Genomic DNA, 24,554 nt, shown 5'->3' on the forward strand with positions numbered 1-24,554 from the left:
ACGATCAGGTTGTCAGGATTGAATACGCTGAGCGCTGTTCGCGCGCATTCAGAATGTGCCTGGAAATATTGTGTCCTTGAATTGGTGTTTGGAAACAAGACGTTTGACACTTCAATTGCAACCGCCCGCACATCGTCTTCGCCGCTTTCCCTGCAAAACCAGCTTGCCAGTTATTCTTCTCCTTGTTCATTTGCAGATATCATTTCTAACAATGGTTGCAAGTGGTCGCTGAATTCATGCGCTGTCTGCGCGTCAAAACGCCCCAAACCAATGGCCCGTAAACCATTTGCACAATCTCCTTGGTGTCAGACGAAACCTTTCGCTGCTGAGGGGATTAAGCGTACAGATGATAGTGTGTTGAATGCACGCTTGTTTGCGGAGGAAAATATGGCGGAGCAAGCCTACACAACGGATGATCCTGCCACCCGTCTGGAGCTGTTCGATTTTGCGTTCGATCACGCACCGATAGGCATTGCGCTTGTCGATCTTGAGGGACGGATCCTGCGAGGCAACGCCGCATTTGCAAGGCTGGTCGGTCTGCCTATAACAAAAGTCATTGGCACCCACTTCAAGGACTTCACCCACCCGGATGATATCGACGCAGACATGCACCAGTTCCAGCAGGTTTTGCAGGGTCGTCGGGATGGTTACACCATCGAAAAACGCTATGTGCAGCCTCTCGGTGACGTGGTTGATGTGATGATCCATGTTGCCGCCATGCGCGATGCCGAAGGCCGTGTGGTGCGCTTCATTTCACAGATCGAGGATATTACCCGCCATAAGGAACATGAGCGGCAATTGGCCGAACGCGCCGCACAGCTGGAACTGGCCATGGAAGCGGTGAGGGGTGGGTTCTGGCATATGGACATCCCTAGCGGCAAGTTTGAAACCTCGGATCGCCTAGCACAGTTCATCGGCGGGCAGACCGCCGCCCGGCTTGATCTTGAGCGCTACGTCAGCCGTGTGAATGTCAATGACGGCGCGCAGGCAGATCTCACGCCGTTGATCTCAGGCGAACTGGACCAGAATGTTGCTGAATACCGGCTGGATACCATTCAGGGAGAACGCTGGATGCGCTGCGACCGGCGCTTGCTGCGCGATGGTGATGGCCGGCCGCTGAAGATTGTCGGCATGGCCATTGATTTTACCGATGAGCGCCGCCGCATTGAACAACTGGAGGAAACCGCCAGCACGGATGCCCTGACTGGCCTGTTGAACCGTCGCGGCCTGGTTGGTGAATTTACCGCCCTGCAATCTGCCGATGGTTTTGTGGTGCTGGCGCTGGATTTGGATGGTTTCAAGCAGGTCAATGACGTTCATGGCCACGGCGTTGGAGATGTGGTGTTGTGCGAAACCGCGCGGCGCATCAAGGGCGCGGTGCGCAGCCATGATCTCGTTGCCAGAACCGGCGGCGACGAATTCGTGGTCGTGGTGGCCGGAAGCCGTGCTGCTGGCATGGCGGCTGCAGAACGTATCCTTGAAAGAATGCGAGAACCGGTGCTGATTTCGGGTGGTTCTACCCATGTGCGCGCCAGTATTGGTGGCATTTGGAGCGCGGCCAAACGGGATATAACGGCCCTGATCAACGAGGCGGATGCGCTGCTTTATGATGCCAAGGCATCCGGCAAGGATGCGATGCAGTTTTAAAGCCTCAAACGGCGGGGTCGGTTTTGTCCTTTTTCGCCCAACCGTAATGCGCGACAACGTTCTGCTGGTTGCGGATCAGGTGTCCGGCCAGGTCTGCTTCGCCACCGGTCATCGTCTCGGCGTCGGCACCGCATAGGTGCAAGAACATGCGCTGGTGAACAACGGCTGCAAAATAGTCGTAAGGCGGCGGGGTTTCGTGCGTCTCTACGCTCTTCCACTCCGCAGCAACTTGGCTGCTTGCTGCATCCAGCGCCTCCAGCACCGTCTGCATCATCTGTGCACTGGCACGTTCGATAATGTCGTTGAGTCTGCGCTCCTCAGGCGTCAGCACGGGACAGGAATTGCTCATGTTGGGCTCTCTCATCAAACATAACTTTTGCGGTCATGGCATCTGCCATGTGGTCATCAAATCAATATTTAAACGGAAAAACAGGCAAAAAATTGCGCCTGCGACAATATTATAGGACCGCCCTCAGGCGGGATTTCGGTAATTCTCGACGCCGGGGCCGGATAAGTGTCGCCGCAGGAACCCCAGCATAGTGGCCGCGCAGCGGGGCGGCGGGACCGACTACGCCCGGATCATGGCGTCCCGCATAGATTAAACCACTTCATCTGCGAAACCCCATCATGGGAGGCCCAATCGCCGATCCCGCAGAGAAGCGCGGGCCGCGAATGTCGAACGCTATAGGTACCTTAACGCCGACTTTGTCGAGCACAGATTTCGGCTGCTTTGCGCCTATTGCGGTCATTGATATGAACGAAAAAATCCGTAAACTTTCCGCTGCTTCAAGGCTCGGAGAGGAAAGTGGAATGAATCTCAACCAAGTCACTGTGACTATGCCGGACCTTGATGAGGGTTGGACATTCTATTGCGCTCTTGGCCTAGTGCCAGTGGTGGATGCACGGCCGGACTATGTACGCTTTGTCTGCCCCGACGGAAACAGCACATTCTCTTTACACAAGGGCGGCGATGTAAGCGCCGGAACCACCGTCTACTTCGAATGCGACGATTTAGATGAAAAATATCATAGCCTAACCGCTGCAGGAATCGCGTTCTCGACGCCTCCGCAGGACCAGAGTTGGCTTTGGCGAGAAGCTGAACTTTTTGATCCTGGTGGAAATCGTATCCTACTGTACCTAGCTGGAAGTAACCGTATTAATCCACCGTGGCGGATCCAATGCGATCAGATTTAGAAGACATCAGACCTCGCTTTGGGCCAACTGTGGACGATACTCGACTCCCGACAGTTAGAAGATAGACGAAGAAGACTTCAGCCCACCAATTAGAGAAGGGCCGCTATGGCAGGAAAGTCCCGTGGGGGTGCTGCGCACAGGTGGCGGTGTTTGTTACGCCGCCATTGCGTGCAATTGCGCTGTCACGCGGTCAACGTCGTAGGGTTTTGAAAAGAACACGCTGCGTGCAGGAAGATCGTCATCGGCAACCTTGCGATGGCCGGAAACGATGATGATCTCCACCGGTGGCCAGCGATCGCGCACCATGGCCGCAAGCTTCATGCCATCCATGCTGCCCGGCATGTCGATATCCGTAAACACAATCCGGATGTCTTCGCGCGCGTTGAGTATCTCGATGGCCTCATCGGCATTGCGTGCCTCGACCGCTTCAAAACCTGCTTCTTCAACAAGGTCGACAGCAGCCATCAGCAGTAGCGGTTCATCCTCAACAACAAGGACGACATTTTTCTTGGGCGGATTGAATGTACCCATTAGTGTTCGGCCTGTTGGAGTTGGTGTAGCGTTGCTTCCATCCGGAGAATGAGTCCAGATGACTCATAACGAACGTCTACCTTGCCTGTTCCACCAAGGCCCATTTTAATCAGCTTCGATCCAAACCCCGCCTTGTCTACGTCGTGAACCGGTGGGCCGCCAATCTCCTGCCAGTCAAGGTGAAACGTTGTGTTCTCGCCTTCACCCGTCAGATACCAGCGCAGCACAACCTTGCCTGTCGTGTTCGACAACGCGCCATATTTGATGGCATTTGTCGTCAACTCATGCAGCAGCAGGGAAAGCGATAGCGTGCCCTTGGGGCCAAAGGTCAGGTCTTCGCCCTGCAGCACCACGCGGTCGCGCACGGACAGCCGGTCGAAGGTCCGTTCCATCACCTGCACGATTGCGGCGCTGCTCCAGTTGCGCTCAAACAAAACATCGTGGGCGGTACTCAGCGCGTGAACGCGGCGCTCAAAGGCTTCCACATATTGCCGTTCCTTGACCGGCCGCAGGGTCTGCGTGGCAATGGCCAGAACCATGGACAGCGTGTTTTTCAACCGGTGGCCCATTTCCCGGTGCAGCAACTGTTGCTCAGACTCTGCCCGCACACGCGCAATCGCCGCCTGTATGCGGTCGCCAAAGCTGCGCACAAAGGCAATTTCTTCATTCGACCACTGGTAGGGCATGTCATGGTGAACGAACACCACGAGGCTGAAATTGCCCTGGTCGATAACCGGCACATTGACCAGCACGCGAATGCCCAGATCAAGCAGTGCTTGCGCATTTGCAGCGGTGCGTGGGTCCTGCGTCACATCAGGAATGACGACAGGATTGCCCATTTTCAGATCGTTGATAAAGCTGCCATAAGCACGGAAATGGTGCAGGCCGGTCACGGGCGTAATGCCAGGTGCGGTCCATTGCGGCTGCATCAACACGGTCTCATTGACAGGGTCTACAATACCAAAACCGGCGCGGGTCGCATCGAGGGCTTTGGCCATCAGGTCTGCGGCGGCGGATGCCATGGACTCGATGTCGCTCAGCTGTGTCAGCCGGTCGCCCAGGTCCAGCAGCGCCTGTATGCGCGCTGCCGCACGCCGGGTCACTGTGACATCCTTCACCGCACCGATCATTTTCACCGGCAGGCCGTTTTCGCCGCGAATGAAGTTTGCAGTCCGAGAAATCCACCGCAAACCGGCTGGCGTATTGATGCGGTATTCCACATCAAGTGCTGCCGAGCCATCGGCGCGGTTGGCCTGTGTCGATTGCGTGCCCTTATCGTCAGAAAAAACCATCGTCTCAAAAACGGACGTTGGATATGACCGCGCCGGCGGCAGATGAAAGATCCGGTAAAACTCCGGCGATGCGCGCAATTCGTTGCGCGTCAGGTCAATCTCGAAAGTGCCAACACCACCAGCCTCCTGCGCGGCAAGCGTTTCTTTCGCCGCGTTGCGCAAACTGGCCGTAATGCCTTTCTGGCGGCGAAACAGGTCATCCTTGCGCTGGGATAATCGACGCGCTTCAAAAAGCGCAATGACCTGCGAGGCAAGCGCCTGCAGGCCGTCGGCCTGTTCCTCGTCCAGTCCTTCAGGCCGTATGACCGTATCGATCACGCACAGGCTGCCGATGATAATGCCGTCTGGGGTAATCAGCGGGGCGCCCGCATAAAATCGGATGAACGGTTCGTCCGTTACCAGCGGGTTGTCCTTGGTGCGCGGATCGGCCGTCAGGTCGGGTATTTCAAGCAAGTCGCGGCTCAGCAGCGCATATTGGCAGACAGACCCTGCCATTGGCGTCTCGCAGGGTTCAAAGCCGACACGGGCCTTGAACCATTGCCTGTTTTCTTCCACCAGGCTGATCAGCGCAACCGGGGTGCGGCAAATGACGCGGGCAATCTGCACAATGCCGTCAAACTCCGGTTCTGGCGGCGTATCCATGATATCATAGGCTTCAAGCGCCTCAATTCTCTCATGCAGATCAGTCTGGTCATCATAGTTAGTCTGTCGCAAGGCACTCTCGCAGTCACGTGGGTTAACCTATCTGTGCAGTTCCAGGACGGTTATTATCGCTATCCTTTGAGAGTGAACGCTGCCCATCGGGTTGATGAACGAGCAGTGGCAATTAAAGTTCCTTCGCCCCGCATAAAATTTTCGTAAAAACAATCCCATATGCCGACGTCCGGACAAGCTGGCGGGCAGGGAACTCATGCATCGTGTGCACTGCGCTAACAGTTGCTGATCAGGTCTGTAATCTTACAGTGCCGGCCCGGGGCGAATGGTATTTCCCGGTGCAAACCGCGACAGGCGGAAGCGGTGCAGGTTATGGCCGGTTTCATTGCCTTGAATAAGGTCTGCCATCACCCGGCCAATGCCCGGGCCAATGCCAAAACCATGGCCGCTCATGCCCGTTGCCACAAACAGGCCGTTGATCGCAGCAACCCGGTCAACCACCGGCACGACATCCGGCATCGCATCAATCATGCCCGCCCATGTGGTTTTCAGCCTGACGGGTTTGGCCTGCGCAAACAGCGTGTTGAAACCACGCTTTATCGCCTGTAGTTCACGCTTGCCGGGGGCAGGGTTCAGCACCCGCATCCGCTCAAACGGGCTTACCTCATCGGCCGCCCAGTCGCGCGGTGTACCCCAGGCATCGGGATATCCAGAGGGGGCCATCGGCGCATATCGCGTGCCAAACGGATGTGCCTTGAGTGCCGGCATATATTTGGTTGCATGGCGAAAAGCGTCCGGCCCAACATACAGCAAGTTGCTGCCGCCGGGCGCCAGCGTGTAACCGCCATCCTGTCGGCGGCGAAAGGCAATGTCATCCTCTGCAACCGCACCGGCATGCAGTTCCGGCATCGGTTCGGTGGCCGCAACCGTTGCCCGCACGCTTAGCTGCGGAATGGACACGCCGTGCTTGTGCAAAAACAGCGATGACCATGCGCCACCGGCCACCAGCACATTGGATGTCTCTATCTTTCCGTGCTCGGTCCACACCGATTGCACCGCACCAGCAGCCGTGTCCAAAGCGCGCACCGCGCAGTTTTCGATAATACGAACACCTCGGCGCACCGCCAGCCGCGCCAGCGCCGGCACCGCCAGCCATGGTTCTGCCCGCATGTCGGATGGCGTCACCATTGCACCGGCAAAATTGCGCGCCATGCCCGGTATCATCCGCCGCACGGCTTCACCGTCAATCAGTCGGGTGTCGAGAGCGTGGGCGGCGGCAATTTTCATGAAATCTTCAAAACCGGCCATGTCCTTAGGTGTGCGTGCCAGCTAGGTCACGCCGGTCTGCTGCAAGCCAATGTCTTCACCGCATTCCTGCGCCAACTCTTGCCACAGGCGGCAGGCCTCCATGACGATTGGTAACTCGTCTGCATCGCGGCCCTGCTTGCGGATCCAGCCCCAGTTGCGGGATGATTGTTCGGCCGCAATGCGCCCCTTTTCCAGCAACGTCACCTCAATGTTGTTGCGGGCCAGATAAAGCGCGGTCGATACGCCAATCACCCCGCCACCCACAATCACCACCTCGGATTTCTGGGGTAGAGGGCCGGAATGCTGAACCGCGTCAGCCTCGGAGAACGGGAACATCGCGCTTTTCCTGGATCAGAGTAATCACCAATCCTTAGCGGTGTGTATTTAGGTGTTCAAGGTGGGGTATGGCGCGTCGGCTTCTGGCAACCAATTGAGTCCTTTGCCTCGGTCATGTTTTGACGCGAGGGCACCTAGTCTTGATAGATACTAGCAAGAATACTAGCGTTTGCGTTTGTGCAAAGTAATTTCAATGAGGCTATAAAAGATCCAACGCTCTTTTCTACACCGTCTACTGCGTCAGCAAGCTTATTGGGCTCAACTTCATTCAGCAATGTATCGAACGATGTCGTAACACCATCGTAATAGTCACTGGAAAAACAGTTCAATTGATCTGTTGTATCGATTGCGTTGATCTGCCTTGCCGCTTGTTTGAGCGTTCTTATCTTAGTCCGAGCCGCGCGCCATTTTTCCTCAACAATTTTCTTATCGAAACTATCTAACTGAACTTGCTCGCCAATCAGAGCAGTCAGTGAATTCAGATCTCGAATAAGTTGTTGGCTGTCACTAAGAAAGGAAGATCTGAATTCTTCTAATTCAACTTGAATAGCAACATGCCTTTTTTGGAAGGTAGCCATTGCTTCGTTTGCTTGATCGGCCTTCTTTGAGGCGTCACGAGCCTGATCTAATGCCTTCTCTGCAGCACTTGCTTGCTGGGCTGCAAACACAGTAGTTGCTAACGCAACAACAAGCATCAGTCCTTCGGTCAGAGTCAATCTAAGATCTCAATGCTTTGTCGCGGTAAAAGAAGCGAGGCTTTTTTCCGAGTCGATGAAATCGTGTATCGCTTCATCAATGTCTTCGAGAACCTCTTTTGACGCGCTTACATCGTACAATTCAAAAAACTTAGATCGGATTTCATCGAAATCTGCGAGATCTCCGGAGAATTTTTTGAATGTTGCTGAAAACAAACCGAGAACAAATGATGGAGTTAGCTCTCGAAGGTCTCTTGGAACTAGAAAATTAATTCTTTCTCCACGATCTTCAATATCGTTCAGCTTGAGAATTGCTCTCGCGTAAGCGCCGTCAGCTCGACCCGAAAGCACCGAGTTGGCACGACCTTTTTTCAATATGTCCGCTAGACTGAGCTGTATCATACCTAATTCACCGTCGGCAACTTTGGATCGATCAAAAATCGTGTAGCAATTATAGTTCCAGGAAACTTTGACGGCAACTTGAAGACGTATTCACTATCTGGTGGCGACTGCCTACTATTTTCCCGATTGAAATACAATCCCAAAACCCCATCAGAGTTCCGACCATGCTTTGAATATAGCCCGGAAATCTTAACGCAACAATCGCCTGAAATAATGACCGTTTTAGGAGGGCTTTCAGTGGCTTTTTCATTTAAATGGAATACTGCATCAATAATTCTTCTGAAGCCAATACCACCGCTATTTGTATCTTCAATCTGATGGCGAGTGATACCAGGCTGCAGAGCTAAAACCGTCCGCAATAATGAATGATCCAAGCCGCGAGGTCTCAACAAGGATACTCCGTGGCTCGCAATATATACCTGTTGAGCGTTGACGGTTTGCGGATGATTTGAATTCTCGAGCCCTTCCGCGATACTCTGCCCAGTGTTTACAAATGCCAAATGACAAACAAAGTCGAATTGTCGATCTTTTGATGTGCTTGGCCTTTTAGCGAGAAAACCAGCGCACGCCCATGATCCAATCATGCCTTCACTTTGCTGTCCGTGGCGTTCGCAATTCTCCAATATCTCGCAAACCATTGTCTTCAAAAAATCCCGCCCGGTGTCAGAAAAACAAAAATAGCTTTCTTCGGTTGCCGTGGCGACCTCGAGCCATTCATTCAACTTGCTCGATAAATCGTGAGCGACTTTTTCTCGGGTATTGTTTCCCACCGATTCGATGTCGTCTTTTGCGCGCTCACTAGCCTCGCGCAAAGGAAACGCCCAGACATCAGCATGGTCACCATCATTTCGAAGTCCCATTTGTAAAAACTCGGGCAGTTGGACAGCGCGCAGTACTTTATCGACCGTAGCCGTTACACGTCCTCCTTTGAATACTTCGATCATGTCTCGCCGCATTAATCCCAGCACAACCATTGGGGCAATATCTAAGCAATAGGGCATACGGAAGTTCAACTCTGAATTCTCATACTCACATTCAGCGATGGCGATCTTTTTTAGCATGGCTAAAGTAGAAATGGGGTCGTCAATAAACGAGAATGAATTAACGTTTATTCGACCGAATTTTCGCCCTCTCGTTCGCCATTGCGCTGCTCTAGAGGGGAAAAGTGCATCAGCAATCAAATTCGATTTCGGAGATTTATGAGAACTGACGCGTGAGGCCTGAAATGTGCCGTCAGTTAACCGCTTGTGCTTGCGTTTCAATCCACGAGCGAGGTCATTTGAGAAAACCGCACGTTGTCTATTGCCTCCGCCGCTCACCTGTTTTTTTACACGCGACCTGATGCCTTGCATTGCCTTCCTGAGCTCTTCTTCAGTCAGTTGCGCTATAGTTTGGCTGGAAACGTTGCGGGCTGAGCGAGGCTGTTCAATGAAGTCATTTTTGCTGTCTGGCACGTGTACACCGAGAATTGTGAGCCTTTTGCCTTGAAACAGAACGAGAGGCACTTTGTGAACTTGATTGTAGACACGCTACTATACTTCAGGTTGACGCAAAATACGTTGTGTGATGCGCGTTACGCGCGTATAATGATTGTCCACACGTTAGTTTCAGTTTGTGGCTCTCTCCGCCAGATAATTATTGATTACGGCTAAAGTTTACGTTGCGCAGCGCTGATAGACGTTGATTGAATTCAAGGGTGGTCTCGGGTATTGCCCTGGCGCTTGGCATTTCGGCAGGGTCGCTGATATGGGCCACGATGACCGCACTTGGCCTGATTGCGCTAATCTCCACCTATGCCTCTATGCTGACCGCCATCAAGATAATCGGCGGGCTTTATCTTCTCTTGCTCGCCTTCAGGGCGTTTCGCTCTGCTGTGTCACGCCATGATGTGCAAGACTTGGCCGCTGTGCCATGGGGTGTTCAAGGAGGGGGTGAATTGTGAGAGCGAGTTGGCTGTGAATATTCAATGAGCCTCCAAACCTTGCCTTGGGCCGGGTCATTTCTCAAAGCGATCAAGGGGTGATTTGCGTTCAACGCAGAATTGTCTACCCTGTCATGGTGCAAATTGGAGGTGACGATGAGACAGTTTTTACCTGGTCTGGTTGGCGGTTTGTTTGCTGGCGCAATTGTTTGGATCGCTCAGAACATGGGCGCGACGTTTCTGGTTGCCGCCATTCTGGCAGCCATCGGAGGATTTCTTGGCACCGTTGCTGGGCAGAAGTTGCAGCGTTAAGTGCCACGGTCATCTACCAAGGTTAGTGCTTGATTTGGCGTCGCCGATTGGTGACAGCCGGCTTTGCTTCACCTGCGAGTGACAGTCTCGAAACCTGTCGCTCAAAAAGGGTGGACGGTTCCGACCCTTCACGACACATTTGCGGTAACGAAACGGCGCAGCCTGTGGTATGGCAAGATTCACAGGGCAGAAGATGAGGCAAACCAGATGAGACAGGACAGCCGGTTGTCGCGCATGTTGCATGTGTTGATCCACATGGGCAGGCACAAGGGCGTCATGACATCGGACATGATTGCCACCATGCTGGATGCCAATCCTGTTGTCATTCGCCGCACCATGGCAGGCCTGCGTGAGCAGGGGTATGTGCACTCGGAACGTGGCCATGGCGGCGGCTGGACATTGGCGCGGCCGCTGGAAGAACTGACGCTGCTGGATATTTACCGCGCTGTGGGTGAACCGTCGATTTTTGCGGTCGGCCCGGCCTATGACATGCCCGGCTGCCCCATTGAAAAGGCCGTTAACGCCACGCTGGAAGATGTGTTTTCCGATGCGGAAAAACGCCTGATGGACCGTTTTGCCGGCGTCACTCTGGCTGACATTGCCAAGACATTTGTTGCCCCCGAAGGCGCGCACCAGGTCCAGTCCTGCAGCGCGTGATCTGTTGAGCCTGATCAGGGCGCGGTAAGCAAGTTTTAGCCAAAAAATAAAGATCGCCACTGGAACGAATTTTTGCGATGTATGGTTGTGCCTGTCCGTGCGTCACATCTTGATGTGAAGTTCGGTAAAGCGCAGCTGGCTGGGAAATCATTAATTTCCGGGAACCGGCCTTTGATTGTCGACTGTTGTCAGAGAGTGATGCCCGCAGATGTTACGCAATATCTTTTCCCGACTGCTCAATAAAACCGAGCCAGAGGCATCGGAAGGCCCGTCGGCCCATGACTTTGACAGCTGGAACCGCATTGGCCGCGCCAAGGCGCTGAATGTCTGCGCCGCGCTGGAGGCCATCATCGATCTCGATGAAAGTCCCGACGAAGATCTGGTGGAAGACGAGCGCGATGAAGAATTTGCCGATGCGGTGCTGGATGAGGTGGTGGCACTGAATGCCGCCGGCCATTGGCAGCGGGCGCGGGAGCGTTTTGACCCCGCCCACACACCTTTCACCTCGCATATGGGCGATGTCGGCCTGCATGCTGTCGTCATCCTGGGGCCGGACGCCTTTCTGGTGCGGCTGGATGATCAGGTCCTGCACATTGATGGCGGCGAGATCACCGAAGTGGACGGTGCCACCATGGTGGCCATTTCGCGCAACCGGCGCTGGATTGTTTTGGCCACCGGGCAGGGTCTTGCCATTTCCGAGGGTTTCGACCCCGCCACACAAGAGATCACCCCGTGGCCTGAAGATATCGAGGTCGATGCCACAACGGTGCGTTGCCTTGAAATTTCAGATGATGGCAAAAGCGTTGTTCTGGCCAGTGATGAATTCGGCATCTGGCTGCTGCGCGGCAGCGACTGGACCCTGCTGGCGCCACGCCCCGGCCATGTCGATGAAGACGACGAAGACGAAGACGAAGATGATGATGCCGCCGACGACGACGCCGAAGAAACTGCCGATGATGCCGAAGACGGCGTGCGCAATGTCGGCTCAGATGATTGCCCGGTTTACATAGGCAGCTACAAGGACATCAAGGCCAAGTTCGGCGGCCCGCTCGGCATTGATGCCAGCCACGTCGCAATCTCACCGGATGGGCACTACGTTGCCTATGGCTGGCAGGATGCGTATGGCGGCCATTATGTCGAGCGCATCACCGAGACCACCATTGAACCGCATGGCCGCATCGAGGCTGAGAGCGATTACCCCTATAATCTGCGTTTTACCGATGACTCCAAAAGCCTGCTGTCAAACTCCCGTTACGGCTCCAGCGGCGTTACCGTCTGCCGCGATCTGGCGTCACTGAAGGGTGATCATGACGAGGGCGAAGAAGAACCGCAGACAACGGATGATTATCTGCGCGCCTATGGCATGACGCAGCTGCCCGGCGAAGTCTATGGTCTGGGTGAGCCGGTGGCGTGGATTGGTGGCGCAGGCTGGTCGCATGCCGCACCACTTAGCGGTGGCAAGCCGGTGTTCACCCAGTTCCTCGGTTCGGCCTTGCGCGGCTTTGATTTTGATCCGGTCAGCGGCCGTGTCGCCGTCGCCAGCGCATCGGGTGTGCTGCATGTGCTGGACCCATTTTCCGAGGCGCAGCCCGGCCGCGAACGCGGGTACCATCCGCGCCGCGAAGTGTTCCGCTGGATTTTCTGGGAAACGCTGGAAACCCCAATCCGCTGGTAACTTCGGAACGGTTCAGATCCAAGGCGCGCCATTGGCCCAATCGGCGCGCAACATCTCCACAAAGCGCCGCACCTTGGGCGATACGTGGCGGCGCGTCGGGTACACGGCGCAGATCGGCGTTTCCGCGCGCACATGGTCCGGCAGCAGCTCTATCAGCCGACCTTGCCTGATGTCGTCACCGACAAGAAATTCACCCAGCTGCGCCACGCCAAGCCCGGCCAGAACAGCATCGCGTATCGCTTCGGTATTGCTCAGGCGTAGCGCACCTTGAACGCTGATGTCGCGGGCCACGCCACCCATCTGGTAGCGCCATGGCACCAGCCCGTTGGCATAGGTAAACACGATCTTGTCGTGCTGGGCCAAGTCATCCAGCGTGCGCGGCAAACCACGTCGTTCCAGATACTCCGGCGTGGCACACGTCACCAGCCGGTGAGGGGCCAAAACCTTGCGGATAAGGCCGCTATCGCTTGGTCCGCCAATGCGAATGGCCACATCGATACCGTCTGACACAAGGTCGCAATAATCATCAGAAAATGAGACATCGGCCTCCAGTTGCGGCCAATCCTGCAAAAAACGCTGCAACACTGGCAGCACGTGCAGCCGGCCAAACGCGGTCGGCAGGTCAACGCGCAAACGTCCCTTCGGGGTCTGGTTGCGCTCGGCCAGCGTTGCCTCGGCATCGTCTACTTCGCATAAAATCCGCAGCGCATGCTCGTAAAACAGCTTGCCTTCATCGGTCAGGCTGGTGCTGCGTGTCGTGCGCTGTATCAGCCGTGTGGCAAGGTTTTCCTCCAGCCGCGTTATGCTTTTGCCAACCGCAGACCGTGTCATGCCCAGCCGATCGGCCGCACGGGTAAAGCTGCCACTGTCGGCCACCCGCACAAACGCCAGCACATCACCAAAATGATCAAGCATTGTATCCGTTTTGTCCCATGTCTTGCCCTGTGTGGCCACTTTATCGGTTTTTGGGAACCAGTAAACAGCGTGTCTTCAACGGCGCGCCATCTTGGCCGCGTAAAGCGCAAAGGACAGGCAGGCTCATGCAACCGCATATTTCAGCAACAGATCAGACAAAAGGCGGCGGCTGGCCCGCCGTGTTGACAGTGGGGCTGGCCACATTCTCCGTCGTCACCACGGAGATGCTGCCCGTGGGTCTAATGACCTCGATATCAACGGCGTTGGAAACCTCTGTCGGTACAGCCGGCCTGATAATTTCATTGCCCGCGCTGCTGGCGGCGTTGTTTGCGCCCTTTGTTCTGCTGGTGGCTGGCAGTGTGGACCGGCGGCATATTCTGGCCGGGTTGCTGGCACTGCTGGTCGCCGCCAATGTTGCCTCGGCCCTTGCGCCCTCCATGGGCTGGCTGTTGGCGGCACGGATCATTGTCGGCTTTTGCATGGGCGGCATCTGGGCAATTGCCGGTGGTCTGGCGCTGCGGCTGGTCGCAAACCATGCGGTTGGCACTGCCACTGCCATCATCTTTGGCGGGGTGGCCGCCGCCTCGGTGCTGGGCGTGCCCATGGGTGCGGTTATTGGTGATTTCGCCGGCTGGCGCGCCGCCTTTGCCGCCATGGCGGTGTTCAGCGCCGTTGTGCTGGTGCTTAACCTCTGGGCCTTGCCAGCGCTGCCCATTCGCCAGTCCGTCAGCCTTGGCCAGTTCAAAACCCAGCTGTCGCGCCCGGTTGTGGTGTTTGGCCTCACCATCACGCTGCTTCTGGTGACAGGGCATTTCATGGCCTACACCTTTGTCAGCCCCGTCTTGCAGATCGTCTCGGGCGTGAAGCTGGAATGGATCGGCGCGCTGCTGTTTTTATATGGGGCCGCTGGCATTGCCGGAAACTTTCTGGCCGGCATGGCCGCTATCAGCCACATCAGGCTCACGCTTCTGGCCATCTCGGCCGGACTGGTTGTCGCCATGTCAGGTTTCGTCTGGCTCGGCGCAACGCCGGCCAGCGGCGCCACCTTGCTGCTGCTCTGGGGCGTGGCCTATGGCGGCGTGTCCGTCACCCTGCAAACATGGATGATGAAGGCGGCACCATCAGCCATTGAAATTGCCTCGGCGCTGTTTGTCTCGGTGTTCAACATTGGCATTGCCGCCGGCGCCTTTATGGGCGGGCAGGTGGTCGATAAGGCCGACCTTGTTACCAATCTGGCGCTGGCAGCCATCTTGCCCGCGCTGGCGCTGCTGGCCACCCTTGTTTTTTCCACCCTTGTTTTTCCGACCCTCGTTTCTCAACGCAAAACCCATCTGTGAGCACTGACATGTCCCATGAGATCTTTGAACTGGGTGACATCACCCTGCAGTCGCGCCGTACCATCCGGCAGGCAAAACTGGCCTATAAAACCTTCGGCACGTTGAATGCCGCCAAGGACAACGCCATCATCTACCCGACATCCTTTGCCGCCAGCCATGATGACACGGCCTGGCTGGTTGGGTCGGGCAGGGCGCTGGACCCTGCGAAATATTTCATCATCGTGCCTGACATGTTCGGCAATGGCTTCTCCAGCTCACCCAGCAACACACCGTCACCAACAGGTGATGCCAGGTTTCCTCACGTCACCATCCATGACAATGTGCAGCAGCAGCACCGGCTGGTGTCGGAACATTTCGGCATCACCAAACTGCACATGGCCATTGGCTGGTCGTTGGGTGGTGCGCAGGCTTTTGAGTGGGCGGCGGCCTTTCCGGATATGGTCGAACGGCTGTTCACCTTCCAGAGTGCGGCGCGCACCTCGCGCCACTTCCATCTGTTTTTTGACAGTGTGCGTTCGGCGATCGAGCTGGATGCAGATTTTCATGGTGGCTTTTATGGTAAGCCACCGCATCGCGGCCTGCGGGTTGCCGCCCGCATCTATGCGGCATGGGGTTTTTCGCAAGGCTTTTTCCGGCATAAGCTGGATGAGACGGCGCTGGGTTACGCGTCGCTGGAAGACTTTCTGGTCGATTTCTGTGAAGGCTGGTTCCTGAAACGGGATGCCAACAACCTGCTTGCCCATATCTGGACTGGCCAGCATGCCGATATCAGCGCCAATGTCAGATATGGCGGCGATCTCGACAAGGCGCTGGCGGCCATCACGGCAGACACCATCATCATGCCGTGCTCCAGCGATCTTTATTTCCCGCCGGATGATGCCGCTTATGAGGCGGAAAGGATTGCCAGGGCCGAACTGCGCATTCTCAATTCAGCTTGGGGCCATGTGGCCGGCGAAGGCTTGAATGATGCCGACACCGCCTTCATCGAACAGGCAATCCGGGATCTGCTCGCTCGTTAAGGTGGACATGCCGCAAGGTAACATCCGCTAACGGCAGGTTGCCCGCACTTGCCGGATTACGCGCTGCAACCTACCTTCCACTCCATGCGTTTGGTGGTCTGCCTGTAAAACAAGCGGACCAAGACAAGCGGGCCTAAGATTGGCGAGGAGAAAACGGCATGGCAGAAACATCAGGCGATGGCCTAACGGTGCTCATTGTTGGTGCCACCGGGCTGGTCGGTAGCCATGTGCTGCAACTGGCGCTGGAAGACCCCGCCGTGGCCAAGGTCATTGCACCGACCCGCCGCCCTCTGCCGCCCCATGAAAAACTCCTGTCACCGCAGGTCGACTTCAACCAGCTGCCAACCGAGGCCGACTGGTGGCGGGCGGATGCGGTTATTTGCACGCTTGGCACCACCATCAAGGCGGCCGGTTCGCAACTGGCCTTCCGCAGGGTGGACCATGATTACCCGCTGGATGTGGCGCGCCTCGCCAAGGCTTACGGCACCTCCACCTATGTGCTGACCTCGGCCATTGGTGCAGACGCCAAATCGCGGTTCTTTTACAACCGCGTCAAGGGCCAGCTGGAAAAGGAACTGGAAGCGCAGCGCTTTACATCGCTCACCATCGTGCGCCCCGGCATTATCGGCGGCAAACGGCCTGAGTTTCGACTTGGTGAACGGGTGTTCCTGCATGCCATGCGGCTCATTGGCCCGCTTCTGCCGCGCCACTGGCGCGTCAGCCCGGCTGATAACATCGCCCGCGCACTTCTGACCGCCGCCATTTCTCAAAAACCCGGCGTGCATATCATCCCGGCCAGCGAACTGGCGTGAGGCTTGTATGTTTATGTAGGCACCTCATGCGTTGTGCTTGCTGTGGGCATCCAGTGCCGCGCGTCTGCGCGGCGAAAGGCTTCTTTTCATCCCAAAGACTTGGGCTGGCCTGGATCTCTGTGACAAGCACAGAGATGAGGGGGAGTATGTTGGTTGCACTGAACGACATAGGATAGCGTTCATGGGTTGGGATCGTGCCCTTACCTCTACCCTTGTGGGAGAGGAAGAAAAATCATCATCTTAGCTTGCTAAGTGATAGATTTTTCAGGTGAGGGGTCATGTTCTGCCGCATCTCGATCCGCCCACTCGACGTCATCCTCGCCCTTGTGGCGAGGATCCAAGCCGGTGCCAAATATGCAACCTGTTCAGATTGTCGGGACAAGCCCGAAAATGACGATGTTCGGGGTGAGGGCGGAAACGACCTGTGAAACATCGCTTCAGCGTTTTAGCCCAAATTCCTGTTCTGCGCGGCCATCCAGTCGACAAATGACTGCAACCGCACGGTAAAGGCTGCAGGTTCATCCTGTGGTGTCAAAGCCTGCGTCAGAAAATAATCGATATCGTCACGCCTGAACGGAAAACGGTCGCGCAAGCGGTTGGCATGGGCATCCAGCGTATCCGGCCAGTCGATATCCTCATGATGCCGCAAGACATTGGTGGAGCGGATCAGTTTGCGTGATGCCTCACGCATCAGTCGGTCAGCCGTACTGTGTGAGATGTTTCCGCTCAGTGATGTACGGTAGTGTCCGAGAACTCTCTCGAAGTCTCCATTCACCGCCAGCGCCAATTGCCGCGACGGGCGAAACAACCCGATACCAAGCGCCAGATCTTCCCCTAGGAGACAGCGGCAGTGGTGTCGCAGCCAATATTTCCAGGCTAGGCCGGCCTCTGGCGGCAAGACCTCACTTAGCAGGCCGATGTCGAAGTCGATCTTGCTCACCACCGGATAGGCGGTCTCTGCCTCACGGCGTATCTGTTCAAGGTCTGTCGCCTCATCGGAGGTGGGTGCGGCGTGCAGGATGATGGAGAGATCAAGATCAGAGCGCCCGGCAACGGCTTGGCCCGTGGCAACACTGCCATAGACATAGACGCTGTGAACGCAAGGAACGTTTGTCGGCGCAAGTTGCTGGCAAATATGGTCGAGCAGCGGGCGAAATGCCTCCTGAAAGGGTGGCGTGACAATGGTCTGGATAAACCCGTTCTGATCCACACCCATCACGTCACATCCAGCGCCGCGCTGCCAATCTGCGCAAGGGTGGTTGCGGCATAGGCCTCCACCAGCCGTGCCTCGGCGGCCGCATGCGCCGCCTCGATCACTCGGTTGGAGGCGCGCTCCACCGGGCAGGACGGGTGGTCTTCAGAGGTTGGTGCGGTCAAAATGCTGCCGGCGGTCAGCGCACGTTGCACGTCCAGCACGGTAATCTCGTCCAGCGGTCTGGTCAGTTTCCAGCCGCCGCCACGGCCACCTTCAGACTCCACAATGCCATGTTCGCGCAGCGCCCCCAGCGTGCGGCGCACCACCACCGGGTTGGTGTTCAGCATCTGGCCAATCCGCTCGGAGGTTTCCCGGCCACCCAGCAACCCCATGTGAACCAGCACGTGCAACATTCTGGCAAGCCGACCGTCGGTTCTCATGAATGGCCTTTTCTGAAACAATAAAAGTTACGGTATATTGACATCCGACCTAACGTGTAACATTTATTGTTACGCGATGAAAGGATGTGTGCATGTGCCGTCGCCACTTTCTGCTGAAGGCGATAGCGCTGTTCACCACCGTTTCCGCACCCCATGCCCAGCCGCTTTTGCGGCAAGCCGCCGAGGAGTAGCCGATGATCGAAAAAACCATAAACACCCGCACCATCAACATCAGCGTGCTTGAAGCAGGCGAAGGCCCGCTGGTTATTTTGTGCCATGGTTTTCCCGAGACAAAACGTGCCTGGCGGCATCAGGTTACGGCACTGGCGCAGGCCGGTTACCGCGTCGTGGCACCAGATCTGCGCGGTTATGGCAAAACCGATGCGCCAGCGCGTGACGACCAATATAGCGTGGTGCATGCGGTAGGTGATCTGGTGGCACTGCTGGATGCGCTGGGCGAACAGCAGGCTGTAATGGTCGGCCATGATTGGGGTGCAACCATCGCCTGGCAGGCCGCACTGATGCGGCCGGACCGTTTTCGCGCCGTGGCGGCACTCAGCGTTCCCTTCATGGGCCAACCGCCCGTGCCGCCATCACAGATTTTTCCGCAAAATGATCAGGCGCAGTTTTACACCCTGTATTTTCAGGAGCCGCAAGGCGCGGAGGTCGAGTTTAACCGTGACGTGGCGCTGACCCTGCGCAAGCTTCTGTTTGCCGCAAGCGGTGAGGCGGGGCCGCGCAAGGCAGGGGATGCGACACCCAACCCCTTTGGTATGGTGGACCGTAAAACCGGACTTCTGCCCAGCCTGCCAGACCCGAAGACTCTGCCGTCCTGGCTGCCGCAGGACGAGTTTGATCAGCTGGTTCACGCGTTTGAGAAAAGCGGCTTTACCGGTGGCCTCAATTATTACCGCAATCTCGACCGCAACTGGGAACTACAACAGGCAAACATCGGCCAGATGGTCAGCGTGCCGGCGATGTTCATGATTGGCGAACGGGATACCGGCCTCAGCATTCCCGGCATGGATCAGATCATTTCCGCCATGCCCTCTCAGGTGCCGGGTCTGCGCGGCAGCCATGTGCTTGGTGGTGCCGGTCACTGGCTGCAACAGGAAAGGCCCGAAGAGGTATCGGGCCTGTTATTGGACTTTCTCAACACACTGGAAAACTGAGGTTTTTCACGCTCCCGACGTCATCCACCTTGCTTATGGCGTCTGCCTGACGCCATCATCGTCAGGCAGCGGCCTGTCGTCCTGTTGTTTTTCAGCGGCCTTCAATTCGCTGACGATAACACCGGCGACGATAAACAATGCGCCCAGCAGCGCCAGCGGCGGCAGCCGGTCGCCAGCCATGCGGCCAATAATGCCGCCCCACACCGGTTCCCCGGCATAGATGATGGCGGCGCGAGAGGCCGACACGGTTTTCTGCGCCCAGTTCATGGTGAACTGGATCAGCGCGCTGGCCACCGCCAGTCCGAGGGCCGCCGTCAGCCATACCCATGAAAAGTCGGGAATGCCTTCGCCAAACAGCGGCATGGCAAGGAAGGAAAGGGCGCTTGCCACAAAACACTGCACCACGGAAATACGGCCGCTATCCACCACCATCGCAAAACGGCTCATCAGCAGTATCTCGACGGCAATGGCAAAGGCACTCAGCAAGGTGGCAATTTCACCAGCCCCAAGCCCGACATGCAGCGCATCCGGCCCGGCAATCATCACCAACCCGGCAAAGGCCAGCGCCACGCCAACAAGCGTGGTGGTTTTCGGCGGCCGTTTCAACACCAGCCATTGCAGCAGCGGCACCAGCGGCACGTAAAGCGCCGTCAAAAAGGCCGATGTGCTGCTGTTGACCGTCTGCAAACCAAAGGTCTGCAGGGAAAACACGATGAATATCGACGTGCCGATAACCGCACCGCCACGCAGTTCAGTCAGGGTCAGATGCCGCATGCGCTTGCGGAAAATGACCAGACAAATGGCAGCAGCCCCGAGAAACCGCAGTCCGACAAAAAACAACGGCCCGGTATGGCTCATGGCAGTGTGAATGATCAGGAAGGTCGCGCCCCAGACCACGGTAATGGCAATCAGCGCCAGTTCCTGGCGGGAAAAAACCAGCTTGTATTTCGAAAGTGTGTGCATAATAATACGCAATATGAGCAATATAATGCACAGTCAAGATGACCCATCCGATGTTCTCGCCCATGTGGCCGCCAATCTTCGCCGTTACCGTGCTGATGCGGGCATGAGCCAGGAAGCCTTGGCCCAGGCCTCCGGCCTCAGCCGTCGCATGATCAGCAATCTCGAAAGTGGCGATACCAATATCAGCCTCAGCAAGCTGGCCTCGCTGTCGCGTGCGCTGGGTGTCGGTTTTGCGGCCATGGTGGCAAATCCCGCCGCCAGCACCACCAAGGTCGAGGAAATTGCCTGGCGCGGCGCAACGCGCAAAAGTTTTGCCGTGCTGTTGGGCACGGCGCCAGCCCGCAGCCTTGCCGAATTGTGGTCGTGGTCGATCGATGTTGGCGATACCTATCAGGCAGAGCCGGACCCGGTTGGCTGGTATGAAATGATATCCGTGTCGGCCGGTCGCCTGCGCATCAACAAACAGGATGGTTCCGTGGTGGTCAAAGCCGGGGACTTCACCATTTTCGACAGCGCCCAGCCATATTCCTATGAAAATATCGGCGATGAGGTGCTGCATTTTACCCGCGTGGTGGTTTGCTAAACGCAAGCCCAAACACCCCAATTCCTGCCTTCCGCATATATCGAGCATGATCATGAGCACCACAAAGACCTTCACGCCATCAGGTTATTCGCACGTCCAGCCGGGACATGTTGCCAGTGTCGTCACCTGTCTGGAAATGACCGAAAATCCGCAAGCGGCAGAACCGTCCTTTGTCGGTGACATCCGCCTGGACCGTATGGAAAAGCCAGATCTGGAGGCGTATCGCACGCTTTACCGAAAGATCGGTGCAGAATGGCTGTGGTTTTCGCGCCTCATCATCAGCGATGAAAAACTGGCCTCGATCATTGGCCATGAGGATGTGGAGCTCTACGTGCTGCGCGATGGCCAGCAGGATATCGGCCTGATGGAACTTGATTTCCGTGAGCCGAATGAATGTGAGCTGGTGTTTCTGGGCCTGACCGAGGAAGTAACCGGCAAGGGGCTTGGCCGCGCGCTGATGAATGCGACGCTGAAACGTGCCTGGCAGAGAGACATCAAACGCCTGCACCTGCACACCTGCACGCTGGACCATCCCTCGGCACTCGGCTTTTACCTGCGCTCCGGTTTCCGGCCCTATGCTTTTCAGGTGGAAACGCAGGCCGATCCGCGCCTGACTGGCCACCTGCCACTGACGGCCGCACCGCATGTACCGCTGATCCAGCCGCAACAGAAAGAAGCCTAACACCAGTCACCCAACCTTGCCCTTGTCACACGCTTGCCAGGGGCAGGGGCTTGCTGTGCATTCACCACCCAATGCCCTTGCCATTATAATCGATCACGTTATGTAATAACGTAACTTATGTTATCTGTCGGTCCATCCACTGCCCGTACCAAAGCGCGGCTTGGTAACATTGACAGTGATATCTGAACGTGTAGCTTGTCTGGGTCATGGTTCTTCCACCTCTGGGTGGAAGCTAAGAGGGAATTCGGTGCAAAACCGAAGCTGTCCCGCAACTGTAAGCGGTTAGCCGTTTGTCCAACATGTCACTGGCAGAAATGCCGGGAAGACGGACAACGGCATTGACCCGCAAGCCAGGAGACCTGCCTGACGAGATACGATTCCGTGGTCGGGGTGTGCCACAGGAATGAGTGTGTGCGCGGCCTTCCTGCCAGACATGCCTTCATTTTTGCTGCCTCCTGTATTTGAGATTTTGGCAGTGAATGAAGACGTAAAACACCTGAAAACCCCACCCATGCGCCCGTCACGGCGCGCCATTCTTCTCATTGCAAAGTCTGCCTTTGCCGCATCTCCACATCTGGAAATGCAGCGCCTTGCCGAAAAACTGGCTGACCATATTGCGCTGTCACGCCCCGGAGACATCGTGCAATTTGCCTTTACGGAGCAGGGCACGCCCTCGCTGCGCGACGGGCTGTTTTCCCTGCTGGAACAGCAGCTTGACCATATCACCATTCTGCCGCTGGTTCTGCCGGTCGAGCCGAGTTTCCGCAACTGGTTGGTCAAGTCGCTGAAGCGCTGGCGTGCGTCAGCCACCCAGCCATGGCCGGAAATTTCCATCACCGGCGATATTGCCTCTGCGGGCCTGATGCTGCCGCTGATGAGCGAGCTTCTGGAACAGGCGCAGGCGCTGGAAACCACGTCCGGCAAGGCGGTCGCGCAGGAAGGGTCGCTGGTGCCAGCACAGAAATACCGCGTTCTCGTCTGTTCCGGCGGTGCCTGTAACAGCGCAGGCGCCGAGACAATCTGGAACCACCTTCGCAACCAGCAGGAACGTTTGAAACTGCGCGTCACCGGTGCTGGCACCATGACGGCCAAATCCAGCTGCCTTGGCCCGTGCAATCTGGCGCCGGTGCTGCAGGTGTTTCCCGATGGCACCTATTACGGCGGCGTTACCGAACAGGCGGTCGATGACATCATTGCAGGCCATCTGCTCGGCAGCCCTGAACTTGGCAACCATGTGGTCGAAACCCACGCCTACCATCCCACAGGCCGCAAGCAGCGGCTGCGTATTCCCCAAAACTGATCCGAGGAGATAAAATGTCACCCAAATTCCTGTCGCGTCTTGGCGCGACCTGGCTTGCCACCGCCGTCATGTCCACGGCGGCTGCCGGTTTTGCCGCAGAGCCGCTACGCGTTGGCGCAACCTACATCACCTCGGGCACCGATCCGGCCAAGGGTTCCAACGGTTGGGCCCTGACCAGCCACGGCGTTGGCGAAAACCTGTTTACCGTTGACCGTGATGGCAAGCTGGTGCCGGAACTGGCTGACAAGGCAGAGCGCAATGATGAGCTGACCTGGACAATCACCCTGCAGCCGGGCCGCGCCTTTTCAGACGGTTCGCCCGTCACCGCCAAGGCTCTGGCCGCCGGATTTGACAATACATTCGCCAACAACAAGGCGGCGCTTGCCACCGGTGGCAAGCTGAGTTTTGCCGCGGTCGATGACCTGACACTCAAGGTCACGACGGAAAAGCCGGTTCCCTACATTCAGGCACTGTTTGCCGAATGGCCACTGGTCGCCTACACACCGGCACCCAATGGCGAGGCGCTGTTTACCGGCCCTTACAGCATTGCCGATTTCAAGACAGATGCATCGATCACCCTTGCACCCAACGCCCATTTTGTCGGTGCAGACAACCGTTCTCCGGTTGAGTTCCGCAAGTTTGGTGACGCGCAAAGCATGACACTGGCGCTGGAATCCGGCGAACTTGATCTGGCCTTCGGCCTGCCGTCAGAAGTCGTCAGCCGCCTGAAAACCAACCCGGACCTCACCATCAAGTCTTTCCCGGTCGGGTATCAATATCTGGCATTCCTCAACACCACCCGTCCGCTGCTGGCAGATGTCAAACTGCGCCAGGCGCTTGATCTGGCCTTTGATCGCACGGAACTGGCAGCCGCCATCAATGGCGGTGAACCGGCAACCGCCGCTTACGCCGCCTATTTTCCCTTTGCCGGAAAAAATCCCCGCGTGACAGATCTGGTTAAGGCAGCGGCGCTGCTGGAGGAGGCGGGCTGGACCAAGGGTTCCAACGGCACCCGTGAAAAGGACGGCAAGCCGCTGCGCCTGCTGGCCATTACCTATCCGCAGCGTCCTGACCTCGTAACCATGCTGCCGGTCGTTAAGGCGCAGCTGGCAAGGGTCGGCGTGGAGCTTGATACGCAGGTGGTCGAAAGCATCCAGCAGGTTGCTTCGGCAGGCGATTTCGATATTGCGCTCTGGGCACAACACACTGCACCAAGCGGTGACCCGGCCTTCTTCCTCAACTCGATGCTGCGCACCGGCGCCTCGCTCAATTACGCCAAATATGCCTCGCCGGAATTTGACGCCATTCTCGACCGCTTCGCGTCGGAAGGTGAGCCGGATGCCCGCGTCAGCATTGCACTGGATGCGCAGGACAAGCTGTTCGAGGACGTTCCGGCCTCGTTCCTTGTCTCGCCGGTCTGGTATGTCGGTGTGTCCAAGCGGCTGGAAAACTATCAGCCCTGGGGTTCGGACTACCACGTCCTGCGCGCCGATATTGGCGAAGCGAAATAGA

At 56.7% G+C, this 24,554-nt stretch carries 24 protein-coding genes, 1 pseudogene and 1 riboswitch; of the genes and pseudogenes, 14 read left to right on the forward strand and 11 right to left on the reverse strand.

The genetic code is table 11. The features are described from left to right. Positions 1–387: 387 nt before the first annotated feature. Positions 388–1,647, forward strand: coding sequence for a diguanylate cyclase domain-containing protein (locus tag ACZ5FM_RS07115; RefSeq protein WP_285200479.1), 1,260 nt, complete (start codon positions 388–390; stop codon positions 1,645–1,647). Positions 1,648–1,651: 4 nt separating this feature from the next. Here ACZ5FM_RS07115 and ACZ5FM_RS07120 read toward each other — a convergent pair whose 3' ends face one another. Next, the gene (locus ACZ5FM_RS07120) at positions 1,652–1,996 is read right to left on the reverse strand and encodes a hypothetical protein (RefSeq protein WP_464040151.1); all 345 of its coding nucleotides are present in this window, start codon (positions 1,994–1,996) and stop codon (positions 1,652–1,654) included. A 461-nt stretch (positions 1,997–2,457) separates the two neighbouring features. Between ACZ5FM_RS07120 and ACZ5FM_RS07125 the strand changes: the two genes are divergently transcribed. After that, positions 2,458–2,841: a VOC family protein gene (locus ACZ5FM_RS07125; protein ID WP_464040436.1), complete on the forward strand. Its 384-nt coding sequence runs from the start codon at positions 2,458–2,460 to the stop codon at positions 2,839–2,841. A gap of 153 nt (positions 2,842–2,994) precedes the next feature. Here the strand turns inward: ACZ5FM_RS07125 and ACZ5FM_RS07130 are convergent, their stop codons facing one another. The 6 genes and pseudogenes from ACZ5FM_RS07130 to ACZ5FM_RS07155 all read right to left on the reverse strand — a co-directional run bounded on the left by ACZ5FM_RS07130 (position 2,995) and on the right by ACZ5FM_RS07155 (position 9,513). Then, the gene (locus tag ACZ5FM_RS07130; protein WP_250982490.1) at positions 2,995–3,372 is read right to left on the reverse strand and encodes a response regulator; all 378 of its coding nucleotides are present in this window, start codon (positions 3,370–3,372) and stop codon (positions 2,995–2,997) included. Beyond that, positions 3,372–5,378 carry a GAF domain-containing protein gene (locus ACZ5FM_RS07135; RefSeq protein ID WP_464040152.1) on the reverse strand — a complete coding sequence of 669 codons (2,007 nt, stop codon included), beginning with the start codon at positions 5,376–5,378 and terminating at the stop codon, positions 3,372–3,374. Before ACZ5FM_RS07135 ends, ACZ5FM_RS07130 begins: the two co-directional genes overlap by 1 nt. 243 nt (positions 5,379–5,621) lie before the next feature. Further along, positions 5,622–6,962: pseudogene (locus ACZ5FM_RS07140) on the reverse strand (NAD(P)/FAD-dependent oxidoreductase). Between the two features lie 134 nt (positions 6,963–7,096). Beyond that, positions 7,097–7,678 (reverse strand): hypothetical protein, encoded by a 582-nt coding sequence (locus ACZ5FM_RS07145; RefSeq protein ID WP_464040153.1) that lies wholly within the window; start codon positions 7,676–7,678, stop codon positions 7,097–7,099. Positions 7,679–7,687: 9 nt separating this feature from the next. Beyond that, positions 7,688–8,059: a hypothetical protein gene (locus tag ACZ5FM_RS07150; RefSeq protein WP_464040154.1), complete on the reverse strand. Its 372-nt coding sequence runs from the start codon at positions 8,057–8,059 to the stop codon at positions 7,688–7,690. Between the two features lie 2 nt (positions 8,060–8,061). Then, a complete protein-coding gene (locus ACZ5FM_RS07155) occupies positions 8,062–9,513 on the reverse strand; it encodes a hypothetical protein (protein WP_464040155.1) in 1,452 nt (483 codons plus the stop codon). A 230-nt stretch (positions 9,514–9,743) separates the two neighbouring features. Between ACZ5FM_RS07155 and ACZ5FM_RS07160 the strand changes: the two genes are divergently transcribed. The 4 genes from ACZ5FM_RS07160 to ACZ5FM_RS07175 all read left to right on the forward strand — a co-directional run bounded on the left by ACZ5FM_RS07160 (position 9,744) and on the right by ACZ5FM_RS07175 (position 12,624). Next, positions 9,744–10,001, forward strand: a complete 258-nt coding sequence (locus tag ACZ5FM_RS07160) for a LysE family transporter (protein WP_464040156.1) — start codon at positions 9,744–9,746, stop codon at positions 9,999–10,001. Between the two features lie 135 nt (positions 10,002–10,136). Next, entirely contained in the window at positions 10,137–10,292 is a 156-nt protein-coding gene (locus ACZ5FM_RS07165; RefSeq protein WP_259146419.1) for a hypothetical protein, read from the forward strand. A gap of 207 nt (positions 10,293–10,499) precedes the next feature. Beyond that, positions 10,500–10,949, forward strand: coding sequence for an Rrf2 family transcriptional regulator (locus tag ACZ5FM_RS07170; protein ID WP_464040157.1), 450 nt, complete (start codon positions 10,500–10,502; stop codon positions 10,947–10,949). A 208-nt stretch (positions 10,950–11,157) separates the two neighbouring features. After that, positions 11,158–12,624: a hypothetical protein gene (locus tag ACZ5FM_RS07175; protein ID WP_464040158.1), complete on the forward strand. Its 1,467-nt coding sequence runs from the start codon at positions 11,158–11,160 to the stop codon at positions 12,622–12,624. A gap of 12 nt (positions 12,625–12,636) precedes the next feature. On the opposite strand, the gene ACZ5FM_RS07180 is transcribed toward ACZ5FM_RS07175, so the two are convergent. Then, entirely contained in the window at positions 12,637–13,539 is a 903-nt protein-coding gene (locus ACZ5FM_RS07180; protein ID WP_464040159.1) for a LysR family transcriptional regulator, read from the reverse strand. A 125-nt stretch (positions 13,540–13,664) separates the two neighbouring features. Between ACZ5FM_RS07180 and ACZ5FM_RS07185 the strand changes: the two genes are divergently transcribed. The 3 genes from ACZ5FM_RS07185 to ACZ5FM_RS07195 all read left to right on the forward strand — a co-directional run bounded on the left by ACZ5FM_RS07185 (position 13,665) and on the right by ACZ5FM_RS07195 (position 16,707). Beyond that, positions 13,665–14,876, forward strand: coding sequence for an MFS transporter (locus ACZ5FM_RS07185; RefSeq protein ID WP_464040160.1), 1,212 nt, complete (start codon positions 13,665–13,667; stop codon positions 14,874–14,876). Positions 14,877–14,884: 8 nt separating this feature from the next. Beyond that, on the forward strand, positions 14,885–15,895 hold the full coding sequence (locus ACZ5FM_RS07190; RefSeq protein WP_464040161.1) for an alpha/beta fold hydrolase: 1,011 nt from the start codon (positions 14,885–14,887) through the stop codon (positions 15,893–15,895). Positions 15,896–16,053: 158 nt separating this feature from the next. Further along, on the forward strand, positions 16,054–16,707 hold the full coding sequence (locus ACZ5FM_RS07195) for an oxidoreductase (protein ID WP_464040162.1): 654 nt from the start codon (positions 16,054–16,056) through the stop codon (positions 16,705–16,707). A 445-nt stretch (positions 16,708–17,152) separates the two neighbouring features. Here the strand turns inward: ACZ5FM_RS07195 and ACZ5FM_RS07200 are convergent, their stop codons facing one another. Both ACZ5FM_RS07200 and ACZ5FM_RS07205 read right to left on the reverse strand, forming a co-directional pair. After that, entirely contained in the window at positions 17,153–17,923 is a 771-nt protein-coding gene (locus ACZ5FM_RS07200; RefSeq protein WP_464040163.1) for a nucleotidyltransferase domain-containing protein, read from the reverse strand. Further along, entirely contained in the window at positions 17,923–18,342 is a 420-nt protein-coding gene (locus tag ACZ5FM_RS07205; protein ID WP_464040164.1) for an RrF2 family transcriptional regulator, read from the reverse strand. The genes ACZ5FM_RS07200 and ACZ5FM_RS07205 overlap by 1 nt, the downstream gene beginning before the upstream one ends. A 194-nt stretch (positions 18,343–18,536) precedes the next feature. Here ACZ5FM_RS07205 and ACZ5FM_RS07210 point away from each other — a divergent pair, with 194 nt between their 5' ends. Then, positions 18,537–19,514 carry an alpha/beta fold hydrolase gene (locus ACZ5FM_RS07210; RefSeq protein ID WP_464040165.1) on the forward strand — a complete coding sequence of 326 codons (978 nt, stop codon included), beginning with the start codon at positions 18,537–18,539 and terminating at the stop codon, positions 19,512–19,514. Positions 19,515–19,547: 33 nt separating this feature from the next. Here the strand turns inward: ACZ5FM_RS07210 and ACZ5FM_RS07215 are convergent, their stop codons facing one another. Beyond that, positions 19,548–20,477: a DMT family transporter gene (locus ACZ5FM_RS07215; protein WP_464040166.1), complete on the reverse strand. Its 930-nt coding sequence runs from the start codon at positions 20,475–20,477 to the stop codon at positions 19,548–19,550. A gap of 25 nt (positions 20,478–20,502) precedes the next feature. On the opposite strand from ACZ5FM_RS07215, the gene ACZ5FM_RS07220 reads away from it, so the two are divergent. From ACZ5FM_RS07220 to ACZ5FM_RS07235, 4 genes are all read left to right on the forward strand, one after another. Then, positions 20,503–21,060 carry a helix-turn-helix domain-containing protein gene (locus tag ACZ5FM_RS07220; protein WP_246788275.1) on the forward strand — a complete coding sequence of 186 codons (558 nt, stop codon included), beginning with the start codon at positions 20,503–20,505 and terminating at the stop codon, positions 21,058–21,060. A 52-nt stretch (positions 21,061–21,112) separates the two neighbouring features. After that, positions 21,113–21,742 carry a GNAT family N-acetyltransferase gene (locus ACZ5FM_RS07225; RefSeq protein WP_464040167.1) on the forward strand — a complete coding sequence of 210 codons (630 nt, stop codon included), beginning with the start codon at positions 21,113–21,115 and terminating at the stop codon, positions 21,740–21,742. A gap of 189 nt (positions 21,743–21,931) precedes the next feature. Further along, positions 21,932–22,123, forward strand: a riboswitch (cobalamin riboswitch). Between the two features lie 94 nt (positions 22,124–22,217). Beyond that, the gene (locus ACZ5FM_RS07230; RefSeq protein WP_464040168.1) at positions 22,218–23,042 is read left to right on the forward strand and encodes a (2Fe-2S) ferredoxin domain-containing protein; all 825 of its coding nucleotides are present in this window, start codon (positions 22,218–22,220) and stop codon (positions 23,040–23,042) included. Between the two features lie 14 nt (positions 23,043–23,056). Next, positions 23,057–24,553: an ABC transporter substrate-binding protein gene (locus ACZ5FM_RS07235; RefSeq protein ID WP_464040169.1), complete on the forward strand. Its 1,497-nt coding sequence runs from the start codon at positions 23,057–23,059 to the stop codon at positions 24,551–24,553. Position 24,554 lies beyond the last annotated feature (1 nt).

It is taken from the genome of Agrobacterium sp. 5Ca50 (assembly GCF_055381905.1).

Bases quoted from the DNA above. Each gene is read 5' to 3' on its own strand.
- ACZ5FM_RS07115 (WP_285200479.1), top strand. From the start codon at position 388: ATGGCGGAGCAAGCCTACACAACGGATGATCCTGCCACCCGTCTGGAG.
- ACZ5FM_RS07120 (WP_464040151.1), bottom strand. From the start codon at position 1,996: ATGAGCAATTCCTGTCCCGTGCTGACGCCTGAGGAGCGCAGACTCAAC.
- ACZ5FM_RS07125 (WP_464040436.1), top strand. From the start codon at position 2,458: ATGAATCTCAACCAAGTCACTGTGACTATGCCGGACCTTGATGAGGGT.
- ACZ5FM_RS07130 (WP_250982490.1), bottom strand. From the start codon at position 3,372: ATGGGTACATTCAATCCGCCCAAGAAAAATGTCGTCCTTGTTGTTGAG.
- ACZ5FM_RS07150 (WP_464040154.1), bottom strand. From the start codon at position 8,059: ATGATACAGCTCAGTCTAGCGGACATATTGAAAAAAGGTCGTGCCAAC.
- ACZ5FM_RS07165 (WP_259146419.1), top strand. From the start codon at position 10,137: ATGAGACAGTTTTTACCTGGTCTGGTTGGCGGTTTGTTTGCTGGCGCA.
- ACZ5FM_RS07170 (WP_464040157.1), top strand. From the start codon at position 10,500: ATGAGACAGGACAGCCGGTTGTCGCGCATGTTGCATGTGTTGATCCAC.
- ACZ5FM_RS07175 (WP_464040158.1), top strand. From the start codon at position 11,158: ATGTTACGCAATATCTTTTCCCGACTGCTCAATAAAACCGAGCCAGAG.
- ACZ5FM_RS07180 (WP_464040159.1), bottom strand. From the start codon at position 13,539: ATGCTTGATCATTTTGGTGATGTGCTGGCGTTTGTGCGGGTGGCCGAC.
- ACZ5FM_RS07185 (WP_464040160.1), top strand. From the start codon at position 13,665: ATGCAACCGCATATTTCAGCAACAGATCAGACAAAAGGCGGCGGCTGG.
- ACZ5FM_RS07190 (WP_464040161.1), top strand. From the start codon at position 14,885: ATGTCCCATGAGATCTTTGAACTGGGTGACATCACCCTGCAGTCGCGC.
- ACZ5FM_RS07195 (WP_464040162.1), top strand. From the start codon at position 16,054: ATGGCAGAAACATCAGGCGATGGCCTAACGGTGCTCATTGTTGGTGCC.
- ACZ5FM_RS07200 (WP_464040163.1), bottom strand. From the start codon at position 17,923: ATGGGTGTGGATCAGAACGGGTTTATCCAGACCATTGTCACGCCACCC.
- ACZ5FM_RS07205 (WP_464040164.1), bottom strand. From the start codon at position 18,342: ATGAGAACCGACGGTCGGCTTGCCAGAATGTTGCACGTGCTGGTTCAC.
- ACZ5FM_RS07210 (WP_464040165.1), top strand. From the start codon at position 18,537: ATGATCGAAAAAACCATAAACACCCGCACCATCAACATCAGCGTGCTT.
- ACZ5FM_RS07215 (WP_464040166.1), bottom strand. From the start codon at position 20,477: ATGCACACACTTTCGAAATACAAGCTGGTTTTTTCCCGCCAGGAACTG.
- ACZ5FM_RS07220 (WP_246788275.1), top strand. From the start codon at position 20,503: ATGCACAGTCAAGATGACCCATCCGATGTTCTCGCCCATGTGGCCGCC.
- ACZ5FM_RS07225 (WP_464040167.1), top strand. From the start codon at position 21,113: ATGAGCACCACAAAGACCTTCACGCCATCAGGTTATTCGCACGTCCAG.
- ACZ5FM_RS07235 (WP_464040169.1), top strand. From the start codon at position 23,057: ATGTCACCCAAATTCCTGTCGCGTCTTGGCGCGACCTGGCTTGCCACC.